17 protein-coding genes are annotated in these 15,887 nt (G+C 29.0%); all 17 read right to left on the bottom strand.

The genetic code is table 11. The annotated features are described in order from the left end of the window. Positions 1-663: 663 nt before the first annotated feature. Positions 664-918: a hypothetical protein gene (locus tag KPL37_RS17125; protein WP_216151244.1), complete on the bottom strand. Its 255-nt coding sequence runs from the start codon at positions 916-918 to the stop codon at positions 664-666. A 140-nt stretch (positions 919-1,058) separates the two neighbouring features. Further along, the gene (gene spo0A, locus KPL37_RS17130; RefSeq protein WP_216151245.1) at positions 1,059-1,874 is read right to left on the bottom strand and encodes a sporulation transcription factor Spo0A; all 816 of its coding nucleotides are present in this window, start codon (positions 1,872-1,874) and stop codon (positions 1,059-1,061) included. 195 nt (positions 1,875-2,069) lie between these two features. Next, the gene (spoIVB, locus tag KPL37_RS17135; RefSeq protein WP_216151246.1) at positions 2,070-3,293 is read right to left on the bottom strand and encodes a SpoIVB peptidase; all 1,224 of its coding nucleotides are present in this window, start codon (positions 3,291-3,293) and stop codon (positions 2,070-2,072) included. 359 nt (positions 3,294-3,652) lie between these two features. Continuing rightward, positions 3,653-5,341: a DNA repair protein RecN gene (gene recN, locus KPL37_RS17140; protein ID WP_216151247.1), complete on the bottom strand. Its 1,689-nt coding sequence runs from the start codon at positions 5,339-5,341 to the stop codon at positions 3,653-3,655. Positions 5,342-5,352: 11 nt separating this feature from the next. Continuing rightward, on the bottom strand, positions 5,353-5,805 hold the full coding sequence (locus KPL37_RS17145; protein WP_216151248.1) for an arginine repressor: 453 nt from the start codon (positions 5,803-5,805) through the stop codon (positions 5,353-5,355). Continuing rightward, on the bottom strand, positions 5,774-6,655 hold the full coding sequence (locus KPL37_RS17150) for an NAD(+)/NADH kinase (RefSeq protein ID WP_216151249.1): 882 nt from the start codon (positions 6,653-6,655) through the stop codon (positions 5,774-5,776). The genes KPL37_RS17145 and KPL37_RS17150 overlap by 32 nt, the downstream gene beginning before the upstream one ends. Positions 6,656-6,697: 42 nt before the next feature. After that, positions 6,698-7,525 (bottom strand): TlyA family RNA methyltransferase, encoded by an 828-nt coding sequence (locus KPL37_RS17155; protein ID WP_216151250.1) that lies wholly within the window; start codon positions 7,523-7,525, stop codon positions 6,698-6,700. A gap of 33 nt (positions 7,526-7,558) precedes the next feature. After that, positions 7,559-9,421 carry a 1-deoxy-D-xylulose-5-phosphate synthase gene (gene dxs / locus KPL37_RS17160; protein ID WP_216151251.1) on the bottom strand — a complete coding sequence of 621 codons (1,863 nt, stop codon included), beginning with the start codon at positions 9,419-9,421 and terminating at the stop codon, positions 7,559-7,561. Between the two features lie 166 nt (positions 9,422-9,587). Continuing rightward, a complete protein-coding gene (locus KPL37_RS17165; RefSeq protein WP_216151252.1) occupies positions 9,588-10,457 on the bottom strand; it encodes a polyprenyl synthetase family protein in 870 nt (289 codons plus the stop codon). A 45-nt stretch (positions 10,458-10,502) separates the two neighbouring features. Then, entirely contained in the window at positions 10,503-10,736 is a 234-nt protein-coding gene (locus KPL37_RS17170) for an exodeoxyribonuclease VII small subunit (protein ID WP_216151253.1), read from the bottom strand. Beyond that, positions 10,736-11,941 (bottom strand): exodeoxyribonuclease VII large subunit, encoded by a 1,206-nt coding sequence (gene xseA, locus KPL37_RS17175; protein WP_216151254.1) that lies wholly within the window; start codon positions 11,939-11,941, stop codon positions 10,736-10,738. Before xseA ends, KPL37_RS17170 begins: the two co-directional genes overlap by 1 nt. Beyond that, positions 11,931-12,779 carry a bifunctional 5,10-methylenetetrahydrofolate dehydrogenase/5,10-methenyltetrahydrofolate cyclohydrolase gene (locus KPL37_RS17180; RefSeq protein WP_216151255.1) on the bottom strand — a complete coding sequence of 283 codons (849 nt, stop codon included), beginning with the start codon at positions 12,777-12,779 and terminating at the stop codon, positions 11,931-11,933. The genes xseA and KPL37_RS17180 overlap by 11 nt, the downstream gene beginning before the upstream one ends. A 144-nt stretch (positions 12,780-12,923) precedes the next feature. Further along, on the bottom strand, positions 12,924-13,319 hold the full coding sequence (gene nusB / locus KPL37_RS17185; RefSeq protein WP_216151256.1) for a transcription antitermination factor NusB: 396 nt from the start codon (positions 13,317-13,319) through the stop codon (positions 12,924-12,926). Positions 13,320-13,416: 97 nt separating this feature from the next. Further along, the gene (locus KPL37_RS17190; protein ID WP_216151257.1) at positions 13,417-13,806 is read right to left on the bottom strand and encodes an Asp23/Gls24 family envelope stress response protein; all 390 of its coding nucleotides are present in this window, start codon (positions 13,804-13,806) and stop codon (positions 13,417-13,419) included. Positions 13,807-13,887: 81 nt separating this feature from the next. After that, positions 13,888-14,400: a SpoIIIAH-like family protein gene (locus KPL37_RS17195; RefSeq protein WP_216151258.1), complete on the bottom strand. Its 513-nt coding sequence runs from the start codon at positions 14,398-14,400 to the stop codon at positions 13,888-13,890. 38 nt (positions 14,401-14,438) lie between these two features. Beyond that, positions 14,439-15,050 (bottom strand): stage III sporulation protein AG, encoded by a 612-nt coding sequence (gene spoIIIAG / locus KPL37_RS17200; protein ID WP_216151260.1) that lies wholly within the window; start codon positions 15,048-15,050, stop codon positions 14,439-14,441. Between the two features lie 121 nt (positions 15,051-15,171). Then, positions 15,172-15,765 carry a stage III sporulation protein AF gene (gene spoIIIAF / locus KPL37_RS17205; RefSeq protein WP_216151259.1) on the bottom strand — a complete coding sequence of 198 codons (594 nt, stop codon included), beginning with the start codon at positions 15,763-15,765 and terminating at the stop codon, positions 15,172-15,174. Positions 15,766-15,887 lie beyond the last annotated feature (122 nt).

Here is a 15,887-nt window from a genome sequence, read left to right on the forward strand (position 1 = left end):
GTTTGCTATGCCTATTTTTATTACTAACTGCTCTCTTAACACAAAAATTATAGTTCGATATTACTTCATACAAATTCAAGTTTTACATATTAGTTTCCGTGACTACTCAATCATTCTATTTTTTTACAGCTACTTATAATATGTTATTAGAATGCTTCGCGTTATATATCTTAATTCATATTTATGATTACAAAGGTGTTTATATGCATATCAATTTTAACATTAATAATCTTATTATTTTTTTATTTAGTTCTTATCAGCTCTTTAGTTTTTGCAATAAAAGAATAGTACCTTTTTAAATTACATGTTTTGTGTTATAATAATCTTGTAGAGGTGATTCAATATCAATATCAATATCAATACGAAAACAATAAAAACAATACCCACTAAAAAATTAACTACTAAAGTTAACTCTAAAGAAGATTCAATCTCCAATGATAATTTAATTTATGATTCTTTTGAAGAGTATCTTAATAACTATAATGCTAATTAATATCCTGGATGTAAGCTTTTGCTTGCATCCTTTTATTTTCTTTTAAATTAAATATATACTTACTAAAGTATAAACAAATAAAGAATATCTATTAAAGATACTCTTTATCTATACATTTTATTTTAAATTATATTAATATATTTAATCTCTTTTAATATTATGCGATTTCTTCACTCTTTAATATTCCCTATTTCATTTGCCTTTTTATCTAACTGTTTAGCAGTGTCAATAGCTAAACTTTCTATATAATCATTTATATTAGTGTTTTCAATATATGGTAATATATAATGTTCTCTTGAACTGAGACCACTTGACTCTACTAGCAAATCAAACTCATATGATATTATCATATTACTAGGTTCTATTGAACCTACTTGTACAATTGGTTCTTTATTTACCATTTGATTATCTACTTCAAAGTTCATATTATCACCCCTTATAACATTATATCATAATTTATTTATGCTTATTCTTACTTTATAGATAAATATGTTATCTTTTTATTATAAATATATAAAGGACATTTTTATATCAATTAATTAATATAAAAATGTCCTTTATATATTTAGCTAACCCTATTTTGTAATCTTAACTTATCAGCAACCATTGCTATGAACTCACTATTAGTTGGTTTACCTTTAGCGTTATGTACGGTATAACCAAATATCTTGTTTATAGTTTCAACTTGGCCACGTCCCCACGCTACTTCTATAGCATGTCTTATTGCTCTCTCAACCCTACTAGCAGTTGTATTGAACTTTTTAGCAATGGACGGATATAATTCCTTTGTTACTGCAGATAAGAGTTCAATATCATTTACTACCATAGTAATTGCTTCTCTTAAATACATATACCCTTTAATATGGGCTGGAACTCCAATTTCATGTATTATATTTGTTATTTCAGCTTCTAAATCCATAGGTTCGTTACGGTTCGTTTTTCTAGCTTCGGTTGTATCAATAAAAGAAATTGATTTTTTACTGCTATCACTAGAAATTGTATTATTAAACATCTGCCTTATTCGTTTTGTCAAAACTTCCATATCAAATGGTTTTACTACATAATAATCTGCTCCAAGTGCTATAGCCCTTTGGGTTATTTTATCTTGGCCCACTGCAGATAAAACTATTATTTTAGGTATTGGATTAAGCTCCATACTGCCCAATCTCTCAAGTACCCCAAGACCATCTAAATGTGGCATTATTATATCTAATACTACTAAATCAGGTTTTCTCTCTTTTATTAACTTAAGAGCCTCTATTCCATCTTTTGCAATGCCTGTAACCATAATATCCCTTTGGCTTAACAAATAATCATTTAAAATATTGCAAAACTCTTTATTATCATCTGCAATAAGCACACTAATTCTTGGTTCTTCCATATCTAACTCCCCTTTATAAATAAATTCCCATATCTTAACAAATATTAATTCGACAAAAGAGTTACAATTCCTTCTTATATTAAAAAATATTACAAATAAATGATAATATATCATATATTTGTAATATATAGGATAACCTATGTTATCTTATATCTCATTATATCTATTTTACCTCTTTTTTTTAGATAATGCTAGTTATTTTGATAAAATGCCTGCATCTTTCAACATCCATTCAATGTATATGCCATATCCAACATCAGGTTTATTAATTAAAACATGAGTCACCGCTCCAACAATTTTATTGTTTTGAATTATAGGACTGCCACTCATCCCTTGGACTATCCCTCCTGTTTTCTCTAAAAGTCTAGGATCAGTAATTTTAATTATCATACTTTTTGAACCCGCTGTGTTTTGTGGTAATAATTTTTGAATTTGTATTTTGAATAATTGCGGCTGATTACCATTGATAGTAGTTAATATTTGTGCTTCTCCTTCTTTTATCTCATTTCTAAGACCTACTTTCATAGGTTTGTTAAATTTATTGTTTATGAGACTTTGAGTTCCATTACCAAATATACCACATTCTGTATTGTTAATTAATTGACCTTTTATTTTGTTTTCATCTATGAAAAGACCTCTTAACTCTCCAGGAGTTCCCCTTGTACCTTTTTTAATAGAAACTATATTAGATGATATTATTACACCATCATTAACGCTTAATATTGTTCCAGTATCAGAATCTGTAATTGGATGACCTAAAGCCGCAAACTTGTTAGTTTTACTATCATATAACGTTAATGTACCAACACCTGCGGTAGAATCTCGTACCCACAACCCAATTTTCTGTTTACCATCTGATGAATCAATAATAGGTTTAACATTTATATCAAAAGTTTTCGGCTCATTTCTACGTTGTATTTTAAGTGTAAGTTCTAAATTTTTTTCTTTATTTACAAATTTAGTTATATCTTCAGCATGATTTATAACAATATTATTTATTCTTATTATACTATCTCCTATTTCTACACCCGCATTTGCAGCAGGGCTCTGCATTTTACCACTAATACCATCAATATCAGATAAAGCTACTACTAAAACGCCCTTGGTATTTAGTTTAACACCAATTGGTTGCCCTCCTGGATAAACCATTATATTCTGATTATCCTTTAAAATAGTAGATTTTGCTTTTAATAAATCATCCATATCAATTTTTGAACTTTTATCTTTTTCAATTATATAATGATCTGAAAAAACATTGTTTGTATTTACTTTTTCATTTATTATGTTGTTAGAATATGCGGTTGATATTGGTTTGTAAAATGTAGAAGCAACTATACTTCGGCTTTTAAAACAAACACCTAAAGCAATTATTAGTATTGATGTGATAAGTAAACAAAATATATTCAATCTTTTTTTCATAAGCTTTACCTCCTTTTTTCTTGTAATTATAAATTTAAGTTACCCTCCCAATCTCCATATTATGCTATAATATTAATTCAAAAATAGTCAAAGACATATATTCAAAACTAAATTTTGATAAATTTTAAAAATTCTTCTGTATTTCAATTATTTTATAAATAATACAACATTAAACTGTTTCATTTAATTTCATTACAATATTTCTATATTTAAAATTTTATAAAATATTAATAGTTCAATAAAATAATAAAGCTTTTAATTCTTATAGCTTTAAAGCAAAAAAAATAAGGCCATATTAATATGACTTTATTTTCCCCTTTAAAGTAAATTTTATTACTATATTCTTATAAAAACTAGAACTATTTTTTCTTTCGATTATTAGCCAAATTTATCATTTCTTTAGAATTTTCGAGTGTTAACTTAGTAACCTCTGTACCACCTATCATTCTAGCTATTTCTTGTTGTTTATCTTTATCATTCATTCGTATAATATTAGTATATGTTTTATCATTTATAACATTTTTAGAAATCAAATAATTTATATCTGCCATACTAGCTATTTGTGGTAAATGCGTAACGCAAAAAATTTGATGGTTCAACGATATTAGATACATTTTTTCTGCAACACATTGTGCGATTCTTCCACTAATTCCAGTATCTATTTCGTCAAATATAACAGTTGGTATTTCATCTTTATCAACGAATACAGTTTTGAGTGCAAGCATAATACGTGATAATTCTCCACCAGACACTATTTCTTCTAATGGGTTTAATGGTTCCCCAGGATTGGTAGCTATACAAAATTGAACTTTATCACAACCATTTTTATAAAATTCATCTGTAAGTTTCACTTCTATAAAAAACTTACTTTTTTCAAGTCCAATATAATTTAGTTCAGTTTTTATTTTATCTTGTAGATCTTTTGCTGTCTCACATCTAATTTCATGAATTTCATCTGCTATAATTTTCATTTCGCCCTCAAGCGCTATTTTTTCTTTTTTAAGAGAAGTAATTATTTCAGTACTATTAGTTAATTCTTCATACTCAATTTCAATTTTATCTCTATATCCATAAATTTCTTCTATAGTAGATCCATACTTCTTCTTACAATTGTTTATTTGACTTATTCTACCATTCATATATTCCAATTCTTTTTCATCATAATAAATTGTTTCTTTTAAGTCTCTAAGTTCCGTAATATTTTCTTCTATATTAAAATAACTTTCTTCAATAGAATCTGTAATTAATTTTATTTTATCCATATGTTTTTCAATAGTTCTAAGTTCTTTTATCGCCATAGCTAAGTTATACAATACTGAGGTATTTTCCTCATCACTAGTATATAATAATTGATAGCTTCCTGATAAATGTTTCTCCAAGTTTTCTGAATTACTAACTATTGCATATTTCTCTAAAAGTTCATCATCCTCGCCGATTTTAATATTAGCATTTTTAATCTCTTCTAACTGGTAATTTAAAAAATCAATTCTTTTATCTCTTTCTCCTTCATTACCTTCAAGTTTAAGAATTCTATTTTTTATGCTAATCATTTTTGTATATTTATCATTATATTCAATTATAGCAGCCCTGAGTCTATCATTACCAAAAGAATCTACATAATATATATGATTAACTTTATCTAATAAGTTATGATTATCATGTTGACCATGGATATCTAGTAGATTCTTACTAATGTATTTAACTTTCGAAAGTAGCAATGATTTACCATTAACTTTAGCAATACTTTTCCCAGATTGAAAAGTTTCACGACTTATGAAGACTGTGTCCTCATAATCAATGTCCATCTCCTCTAAAACATTTTTATTGTTTTGAGTATCGATGGTAAAAATGGCCTCTACATAAGTTTTATTTTCCCCTGTTCTAATTAAGCTCTTATTAAATTTACCACCTAATACATAATTTATAGCATCAATTAAAATTGATTTTCCTGCTCCTGTTTCACCTGAAAGAACATTAAAGCCTCTTTCAAAATTAATGCTTAATTTTTCAATTAGGGCAAAATTCATAATATTTAATTGTAGGAGCATACTAATTCCTCCTATTCACTTATCATTTTTTTAACTTTTTGAATTATCTCTTTCGCATCTTCTTCTTTTCTAACTAAAATAAAAACAGTGTTATCCCCAGCTACCGTTCCTACAATACCATTAAATTTCAAAGAGTCTAAGGCTTCAGCTGCTGCAGCGCCAGCTCCTGATATGGTCTTAAGCACTATAAATTTATCTACATGATCAACATACAAAACGGTTTGAGAAAAAATATTAACCAATTTATTTGATAAAAAACTATCCCCCGGAGAACTAGTCGAATATATATGAGTTCCATATGCATTCATAACCTTAATTAATTTTAATTCTTTTATATCTCTAGAAACAGTTGCTTGCGTAATATCAAACCCACTATTTTTTAATTCCTGTGCTAACTGTTCTTGAGTCTCAACCTCTTTAGACTGGATGATCTCAATTATTTTTGCATGCCGTGATATCTTCATCTTTTTCTCCCTCACAATCTGTTGTTCTAGAAATTATTTTTTTTCTCAAAATACCAAAATAATTGTAATCATTAAATTTAACTAATCTACATTTTTGTTCTGAAACACTTACTAGTATGTTCTCATAACTATTTAGTTTTATTGCTCTTTGACCATCTAATGTTAAAAATATACTTTCATGTTCGCATTTTATATTTACAGATATTTCACTTTTACTATCAAGCACTATAGTTCTCATAGATAACGATAATGGACAAATAGGTGTTACCTCTATAACATCTAGGTTAGGATATATTATAGGCCCACCTGCTGATAAGGAATATGCTGTAGATCCTGTTGGGGTAGCTATTATAAGTCCATCACCTGTAAAATCGATATAAAACTTATTATCTATATGAAGTTCATATTTAACAACTCTCGCAAGTGTTCCCTTTGATACAACTATATCATTTAATGCAGTATATTTCTCAAGTTCATGTCTATTTGGCAAAGTGCAATTAAGCATCATTCTATCTTCTACATAATAATCATCTTTAATAACTCTTTTCATAGCAGTTTCAAATTCTAGTAATTCTACACTGGACAGGAATCCTAAATTCCCTATGTTCACTCCTAATATTGGAATATTGGAGTTATTTAAATTTCGAGATGTTCTTAAGATAGTACCATCTCCACCTAAAGCTACGATAATATCCAAATAGTTATATTTAACATTTTCAAGACCAATGGAATCTTTAAACACAACTATATTAATATCATCAATATATTGGCTAATAATATTTTTTACATATTTACCGATTTTGCCATCCTTATCTTTAGTAGTATTTATATTAATGCCAATGTTTTTCATATTTCCTCCTTGCCACTTTCTTTAACACAAATAAACTATTTATCATTCACCTTTGATGTTATTTAAATTTTTATGAGCCTCAGTAACTAATGAATCTACGTTATCTACAACATAATCAATATAGTTATTTTTTGATTTAGTAAAATAAACTAAATATTCAATATTTCCGTTAGGCCCTTTTATTGATGAATAATCAACATTAATAACCTTTACATTAAGACTTTTAAGTAGATTTAACACTCCAACTATTGCGTCGATATGGTCACTAGGTTTTTTAACCACACCCTTTTTATTTACTACCCCTATACCCACTTCAAATTGCGGCTTTAATAATGCCACAACACTGCCATCATTTTTTAATAGATTTAATAAATTAGGAATAACTTTTTCAAGAGATATAAATGATACATCGATACTTGCAAAATCTGCAAGTTCGCAAATACTGTCCTCATTTAAATATCTAATATTAGTTTTTTCCATAGAAATCACTCGAGAATCAAGTCTCAATTTACAATCTAACTGATTTGTTCCAACATCTATAGAGTATACCCTACATGCTCCATGTTGAAGCATGCAGTCTGTAAATCCTCCTGTAGATGCGCCTATATCTAAACAGACTTTATCCTTAAGCTCAATTTTAAACACATCTATAGCCTTTTGAAGTTTAAGCCCCCCCCTACTAACATAAGGGATGTCTTTACCAATAAACTCGATACTAGATGTAACATCAATTTTTTTTCCACATTTAGTAGTTCTAATACCATCTACAAATATATTTCCAGCAATGATATTTTCTTTTGCTCTTTCTCTTGAAAACAAAATACCCTTTTTTACCACCATAACATCTAATCTTTGTCCATTTGCTTCCATAAAAAAACTCCTTAAACTCATTAAATTATATCGTTAAAGTAACTTTAAAATACTATCAAAAATTCCATCCACATCTAATTTATACAATTTATAAAGTATATCAACGGATCCGTGAGTAATAAATTCATCATTAAATCCTAAATTAATTACCTTCGTAACCTTGTTCAATGAATTCACATATTCTAATACCAAAGAACCTAATCCACCATGAACTACATTATCCTCAATAGTCACTAAAGAATATTTTTTATCTACAAGATCCGATATTAACATTTTATCAATAGGCTTAATAAAGCATGCATTGACTACAGTAGCTTCTATTCCCATATTCAATAATTTTTCTCTAACTAAAACTGCATTTTGAACCATTTTACCAGTAGCTATAAATGCTATTTTACCACCTTCAAACAGTGTTTCCCATTTTCCCCTCTTAAAATTATCAATAGGAGACATTATAACATTAGGGTTATCGCCACCTCTAGGATATCTTATAGCAATTGGGTAATCTTGTTTAACTGCAAACGTAAGTATTGACTTAAGTTCTCCTATACATTTAGGAGCCATAATTGTCATATTGGGAATATGAGATAAATATGATAAATCAAATATTCCTTGATGTGTTTCACCATCCTGTCCAACTATACCTGCCCTATCAATTGCAAAAATAACAGGTAGTTTTTGAATACAAACATCGTGTAAAATTTGGTCATACGCTCGTTGTAAAAAGGTAGAATAAACTGCAAAAATAGGTTTAAGTCCTTGTGACGCCATCCCTGCAGCCATAGTAACTGCATGTTGCTCCGCAATACCTACATCGAAAAATCTGCTACTAAACTCTTTAGAAAACGGTTCTAGACCTGTACCCTCAGGCATTGCAGCAGTTATCGCTACTATATTTTTATTTTCCTTTGCTAGAGTCACAATCTGCTCTCCAAACGCTTCAGAATAACTTTCCTTGTGACTACTACATAATTCTCCATTTGATGGATTAAATGGACCCACACCATGAAATTTATTCGGCTGCTCTTCAGCAAATTTATATCCCTTGCCTTTTTTAGTGATAACATGAATAATCACAGGTCCATCTATTTGTTTTGCTAGTTTTAAAACTTTGCTTACTTTTTTAATATCATGCCCATCTATAGGACCTAAATAAGTTATACCCATATTTTCAAATAACATTCCTGGAACTACTACCTGTTTAATTCCGTTTTTTATCTTTTGAATTGAACTAACCATTCCATCACCTACGCTAGGTATCTTTCTAAGCGTAGAATTTATTTCTTTTTTTATTCTATTATAAGTTGGGTCAATCCTAAATTGACTTAGATATCTTGACATGCCTCCCACATTTTTAGAAATAGACATTTGATTATCATTTAACACAATAATCATTTTAGTTTTTCTAAATCCTATATCGTTTAATGCCTCGAAAGACATACCACCAGTAAGAGCCCCATCGCCTATTACTGAAATAACATTATAGTTTCTCTTTTGTAAATCTCGAGCCCTTGCAATGCCAACCCCTGCAGAAATAGAAGTACTACTATGACCAGCTTCAAAAATATCATATTTACTTTCTTCTCTTTTGGGAAAGCCACTCAATCCACCATAATTTCTAAGTTTATCAAATTTATCTTTTCTTCCCGTAAGAATTTTATGTACATATGATTGGTGTCCTACATCCCATATTAATTTATCTTTATCCAAATCAAAAACATTATATAAGCTTAATGTTAATTCCACTACGCCCAAATTAGAAGCTAGATGTCCTCCCGTTTTTGACACTTTTTCAATTAAAAATTGTCGAATTTCCTTTGCAAAGTCATTCAGCTCTTGTATAGTCATTTTCTTTATTTCATTTATATTATTATAATCATCTAATATTTTACTCATATATCTATCCTCTTTTATAAAATATATTATTTCATCCACATTTATGAAAATATTATATCATATAATATTATTTAATTCAAAAGCTATTTCGACTATAAAACCCACTTAATGACATTTAAAAGATACTTATTAAAAACAATACAATTTTAAAATAGTTGTTTTATTTTTAATATTCCCTCCTTAATAAAGATTCCGTAATTTCTTCTAAACACTTAGTATTTACCGTAATTTGGTTTAATATTTCAAAACATTCCTGAGTTAAATCATTACACTTTTGCTTACATTTCTCTAGACCATACATTGTTATAAAAGTAGTTTTATTATTAGATTCATCACCTTTTGTATTCTTCCCTAAAATAGCAACATCACCAATCACATCTAATATGTCATCTTTTATTTGAAATGCTAACCCTAATTTATCTCCATACTCCTTTAAATAACATAAATCATCTTCATCAGCATTTCCAAGAATTGCACCACATACTACTGCAGCTTTAATCAATTGTCCAGTTTTATTTTTATGCATATACAATAATTTTTCCTCTGATATTACGATTCCCTCGCTTAAGATGTCACAAATTTGACCAGCTATCATCCCCTCTGCTCCAGATGCTTTTGCTATAATATTACTTGCTTTAATTGTATTTAAACTTCCATCTAAACATTGATCTAGCATTATTATCATTGCCTCATTTAATAATCCATCTCCTGCGAGGACTGCAACTGCTTCTCCATAAATTTTATGATTTGTAGGTTTTCCACGGCGCAAATCATCATTATCCATGCAAGGTAAATCATCATGTATAAGCGAATATGTATGAATCATTTCAAGTGCTGCAGCAAAGGGTAATATTTCTCTATAGTCTTTCTTATACATGCCATAGGTAAGAATCATTAAAATTGGCCTAACCCTTTTTCCTCCAACTTTTAAACTATATTTCATTGCCTCGAAGTTTTTATTTTCATCTTCAGGTTTAGCTTTAAAATAATTATCTATCCATTTTTCTACTGACTCTTTAAGCAATTCTATATTCATTTTATCCCTTCTTTCTATTATAATTATTAAGACCCCTTAGTGTACTTAATTCTTAGTCTCTTCCACAACAGGCATAAAATCTTTTTCGCCCTCATCAGTTAATATTTTTATTTTGCCTTCTGTATCATTGAGAATTTTATACAAATCGTTGCATATCTTGATGCCTTCCTCATAATTTACCATTGTTCCTTCAAGTGTTACTTCATTTCCATCCATCACTTCTACAATTTTTTCAAGCCTTTCCATCATGCTTTCATAAGATTCTTTTTTCTTTGCCATTATAACTCCTCCAAATTGCTTATATTAAATCTAGCCGTGCCGTCCTTTAATGTAATCTTTACCTCTTTAATATTTTTTAAAATACTAATTTCACTAATAACCTCATTTTCATTATTCTGAATTACTGAATACCCCCTGTTTAGAACATTTAAAGGGTTATGTGCATGCATTAGTGCATTTAGCTTTGAAAGTTTCTGCTTTTCCATTGAGATTTTCGCATTAAATTTATAATTTAAATTTGCTCTTAAATTATCTATATGAGTATATTGATTAACTATAAAATTCAAAGGATTATTTACTTTCAATGTTTTACTTAGTAAATTAATTTTATTATATTCTTTAGTAAACTTAAATTCCGCGCATCTTAGCAAAAGTCCTCTAAGTGATTTAATTTCATTATTTAAATCTTTTAAATTTCTCACAGCTATTTCTGCAGCCGCCGATGGAGTTGGAGCTCTATGGTCACAAACGAAATCTGCTATAGTAAAATCCGTTTCATGACCAATACCTGTAATTATCGGGATCTTAGAATTATATATTGCATAAGCTAAATTTTCTTCATTAAAAGCCCATAATTCCTCGATTGAGCCTCCTCCTCTTGCAATAATAATTAAATCAACATTTTTTGAGCTATTAAAATATTTTATACCTTCTTCAACTTCCGCACTAGCACTTACGCCTTGAACAAGAGCTGGATATATTAACATGTTAACATTAGAGTTACGCCTTGTTGCAACGTTAATGATATCTTTAACCGCAGCCCCAGTTGGTGATGTAATTATTCCTATTTTCTTTGGAAATAAAGGTATATTCCTTTTGTGATCATCTTGAAATAATCCTAGTTTTGCTAGTTTTTCCTTTAGATTTTGAAAAGCTAAAAATAATTGACCTTCTCCATCTGTCTCCATAGAGTCACAATAAACTTGATATGCACCACCCTTTTCATAAACTGAAACCCGTCCTCTAATTATAACATTCATACCATCCCTAGGTGTAATGGCAAGTTTCTGAGCCTGTGATTTAAACATTACACAATTTACTTTTCCAAATTCATCTTTTAATGAGAAGTATATGTGTCCACTACTATGTAATTTAACATTAGATAATTCCCCTTTAACATTAGCATTATTTAATATAAAATCACTATCTATTACTTTTTTAATATACCCATTAAGAGCAGTTACTGTTATTACTTTAATAAACATTATCCCTCCACGAAGCGCAAGCATTTTTTATAAGCATAGTTGTAGTCATTAGTCCTGTTCCACCTGGAACTGGAGTAACAAAACTTGCATGATTAATAACATCGTTAAAATTTACATCTCCAGTAATTTTATTATTTACCATTGTAGTTCCAACATCTATAACTATTGCTCCCTCTTTAATAAATTCACTTGTCACAAACCCTGGTTTACCAATAGCTGCAACTATTATATCTGCGGTTTTGCAAATTTCTTTTAGATTCGTTGTTTTTGAATGACATATAGTTACTGTTGCATCTTCATTTAGTAACAATTGAGCTGCTGGTTTTCCAACAATATTGCTTCTACCAATAACAACCGCATGTTTACCTTTTATGTGGCATCCAGTATTTTTAATCATTTCAATAACCCCCAATGCAGTACAAGGAATAAAGCTTTTATCTCCCTTATAAAATCTACCCATATTTACATCTGTTAATCCATCAATATCCTTTTTATATGAAATTTTAGAAGTAATTTCTTTCTCATTCAAATTTTTAGGTAAAGGTAATTGAACTATTATTCCATCTACGCTTGTATCTTCATTAAATTTCACTATAATATCTATGATATCCTTTTGACTTATATCTTTATCTAATTGAGTACAAGCGTAAGAAATCCCTAATTTATCGCACAGGTTGTTCTGACTTTTTACATATGATAAAGAACCTCCATCAGATCCTACCAATATAGTTTTAATTGATGGTGCTCTAAATCCTCTATTAACTCCATCCTTTATGATAGTTCTAATCTCATCTCTGTAGGTTTCAACTATTATCTTCCCATTAACTTTAATGCCCATATCATTCTCTCCTTTTATACATTTTAAAATATTAACTATTACCAGAATATTTTAACATAATTCTAATTGTTTTTACAAAAATAAAAAAACTAATCATGTATGATAACATACTGACTAGTTATTTTATTAATAAATTATTATGTTTTAAATCATCTTAGCGAGTATTCCATTTATAAATGCTGGAGAACTATCCTCGCCATATTTCTTCGCTAGTTCTATTCCCTCATTTACAGAAACCCTATTAGGTATTTCTTCCTCATATAATATTTCATATGTACTTATTCTTAATATAGCTAAATTCATTTTTGATAACCTAACTAACTTCCATTTAATCAAATATTTTTCAATGTTTTTATCAATATCTTTACCATTTTCATGAATACCAGCTAACACCTTCGTGATATATGACATATCAAGGTCCTTTAAATCAACATCTGTGTTTTCTTTAAAGTTTTCAATTATGTCCTCATATTTTTCTTTGTTTATTGACATTTCAAAAAGTAATTTCATTGCTGTTTCTCTAGACTTTCTTCTATTCATTAGTAATCCTCCTAATTTTCCCATACTATATTATACTTTATCATAAGAATAACAAACATATAAATAAACACCCTCCGATTAGAGAGGGTGTCTATTACTATGCTTCTATTTCCTCAAGCTTTTCTGTTTTAGGTAATACAACATTTTGAACATACACATTTACTGCTGATACTTCAAGTCCCGTCATAAGCTCTACAGACTTTTTAACATTTATTTGTGCTTTTTCGGTTACTTCTGGAATTTTAATACCGTATTCAACTACAACGTGTAAATCAATTATTGCACTACTTTCTCCAACATTGACTTTAACGCCTTTAGATAAATTTTTCTTTCCACTTAATATTTGGGTTATTCCACCAACAAGACTAGCACTCATTCCAACAATCCCCTGTATTTCAGCAACAGCGAGTCCCGCTATGACACTAACTACATCTTCAGATATCTTAACAACACCCATTTCAGTTTCATTTAAAATTTTATCTTCCATAGTAGTACCCCCTTATTTAACTTAGGTAAAACATGATAATGCTACATTTATTATAGCAGATATATATTTTTTTTACAAATATTATTGTTTAATCTTAACTTCAATTTTTTCTAATTTAGTTTTACTCATTACAATATCTTTAATGCTTCGAAGCTGCTGCTCTGTAAGTTGTTTTTTATCAGTTTTAATAACTACTTGTACTTTGTCATTCACTATACTACACATTGATTCTTCAAACCCTTGAGCTTTTAATGCTAGTTCGATGTCTGATTCGTTCTGAGCTGCCATCGATATGTTTAAGTATTGCTTAGCTGCAGTTGCCTTTTGATCTTTTGGAGTATTAGTATCATCAATTAAAAGTTTAATAGTTTGAAGCGTTTTGTCATTATCTTGATTTCTTGCTAATTTTGCTTCTACAAAATAAGTTGAATCAGTTGAAGCAGTTTTAGTTTCTTTTAAAGATATTGCACTTTGCTCTTTACTAAAATCGCTTTCATTTACATACAATGGACCATTCACCTTTGTTGCAAGATACCCTGCAAATACAATAAGTACTACCAACGTAACAATTATACCGGACTGTTTTTTATTCATAATATTCCCCCCCATCTGCCTTTCTAAGAAATTATATGCTACTTATTCATAGGATATACATTAACTTTGCTCTCTGGTAAATTAAATAAATTAATCACTGCCTGCCTAATCCTAAGTTCTGTAATTTTTACACCTGATCCTTCTGCTACTACACACACGCCAGTAATAATTGGCTTTATTTTTTTTACAATTAACGGAGCCGTTGCATTTCCATCATTGGACATAACCACAGTGCTCCCATTATTAGCCTGAGTTATGTTTCTTGTTCCGCCTGTTGTATCATCTTCTTTTGTAACGCTGTTAGAGTCATTAACGTTTACCGCAGGAACACTTTCCTCACCACTCTCAGAGTAGATCATCACTTGTACCTTTCCAACCCCTTGAATCCCTTCGAGGGTTAATTTAAGTTCATTTTCTAGCTGTGATTCATAATCATTTACTGCAGCTACGTTACTTGCCTTTACGTCCGCATTCTTTTGTGCTTCTGTGTCAGTTGTTGTTGCTACAGTTGACGTTGCTTTTGATGACTTAAAGGAACTACTTGCTAATACTATTACAACTGCCACTAGAATCATTAATACTATATTTCCTAATATCTTATCAGATTTTTTGCTTTTATCTTTTTTGTTATCATCATTAGTCATATTAATTTTCGATTTAATAAACTCAGTAATTTTACTAAGCAAATTATCATGGTTCATAAAAATCCCCCTCTTTTCTTATATATAGTATAAAAACTATATATAATACATCAATTCATAATCATATGTTTTATGAATTTACTTTATAAACAGTAATAACATCATTGGATATCTTTAATTTACTACTTAAAAGCTTCTTTATCTGATTACCTTGTGTGTTTGTTAAAATGTTCTTATTAGAAGCATCCACACTTTGTGTATCAATTTTTATATTTTTAATATTTTGAACTCCACTATCAACAACTTCAATTTCCACCTTATTTATATTAAATGCCCCATTCTTATTATCATAAACAACATCTACATCAGCATTGTACTTATTTTCTGGATAAGTCTCCTCTAAATTTGTAATACACTCTTTCTGCAAATTTATTTTAAAATTTTCTGTTGTATTTACTATATTTATATCTTTATACTTATTAATATCTGCTGCCTGATTACTTCCCTCCATATAACTTGTTGCTTTACTAGAATAAGAATTCAAATCAAAATCCTTATCAAAAAGTTTGATAATAGGGTTTATTATTACAACAATCAGCATTAATCCTAGTACAAATTTCGCATATTTTTTCATACTATTGTCTGGCAAAATCATCTCTACTGCAGTAATAAAAAATATAGCAACAGTAATATTAGTTACCCAGACTTTTAATAGATCAATCAAATTATCACCACCTTCCTCTCTTTATTATAAATTACTCTTGATATCTCACTCATTCTTAAAATCTCATCATTTCAAAAAGAAACTTTCTTGTTATATATTGAATTATTGTATTTATATGGGCA

Source organism: Clostridium frigoris (assembly GCF_018861865.1).
In the GTDB taxonomy this organism is placed as follows: domain Bacteria; phylum Bacillota; class Clostridia; order Clostridiales; family Clostridiaceae; genus Clostridium_AD; species Clostridium_AD frigoris.

What these genes read in the sequence shown, in the direction of transcription:
- nusB (WP_216151256.1), bottom strand. Translation starts at nt 13,319, where the DNA reads ATGAATAGAAGAAAGTCTAGAGAAACAGCAATGAAATTACTTTTTGAA.
- KPL37_RS17145 (WP_216151248.1), bottom strand. Translation starts at nt 5,805, where the DNA reads ATGAAGATATCACGGCATGCAAAAATAATTGAGATCATCCAGTCTAAA.
- xseA (WP_216151254.1), bottom strand. Translation starts at nt 11,941, where the DNA reads ATGTTTATTAAAGTAATAACAGTAACTGCTCTTAATGGGTATATTAAA.
- spoIVB (WP_216151246.1), bottom strand. Translation starts at nt 3,293, where the DNA reads ATGAAAAAAAGATTGAATATATTTTGTTTACTTATCACATCAATACTA.
- KPL37_RS17125 (WP_216151244.1), bottom strand. Translation starts at nt 918, where the DNA reads ATGAACTTTGAAGTAGATAATCAAATGGTAAATAAAGAACCAATTGTA.
- KPL37_RS17150 (WP_216151249.1), bottom strand. Translation starts at nt 6,655, where the DNA reads ATGAAAAACATTGGCATTAATATAAATACTACTAAAGATAAGGATGGC.
- KPL37_RS17170 (WP_216151253.1), bottom strand. Translation starts at nt 10,736, where the DNA reads ATGGCAAAGAAAAAAGAATCTTATGAAAGCATGATGGAAAGGCTTGAA.
- spo0A (WP_216151245.1), bottom strand. Translation starts at nt 1,874, where the DNA reads ATGGAAGAACCAAGAATTAGTGTGCTTATTGCAGATGATAATAAAGAG.
- KPL37_RS17165 (WP_216151252.1), bottom strand. Translation starts at nt 10,457, where the DNA reads ATGAATATAGAATTGCTTAAAGAGTCAGTAGAAAAATGGATAGATAAT.
- KPL37_RS17180 (WP_216151255.1), bottom strand. Translation starts at nt 12,779, where the DNA reads ATGGGCATTAAAGTTAATGGGAAGATAATAGTTGAAACCTACAGAGAT.
- KPL37_RS17190 (WP_216151257.1), bottom strand. Translation starts at nt 13,806, where the DNA reads ATGGAAGATAAAATTTTAAATGAAACTGAAATGGGTGTTGTTAAGATA.
- dxs (WP_216151251.1), bottom strand. Translation starts at nt 9,421, where the DNA reads ATGAGTAAAATATTAGATGATTATAATAATATAAATGAAATAAAGAAA.
- KPL37_RS17155 (WP_216151250.1), bottom strand. Translation starts at nt 7,525, where the DNA reads ATGGAAGCAAATGGACAAAGATTAGATGTTATGGTGGTAAAAAAGGGT.
- KPL37_RS17195 (WP_216151258.1), bottom strand. Translation starts at nt 14,400, where the DNA reads ATGAATAAAAAACAGTCCGGTATAATTGTTACGTTGGTAGTACTTATT.
- recN (WP_216151247.1), bottom strand. Translation starts at nt 5,341, where the DNA reads ATGCTCCTACAATTAAATATTATGAATTTTGCCCTAATTGAAAAATTA.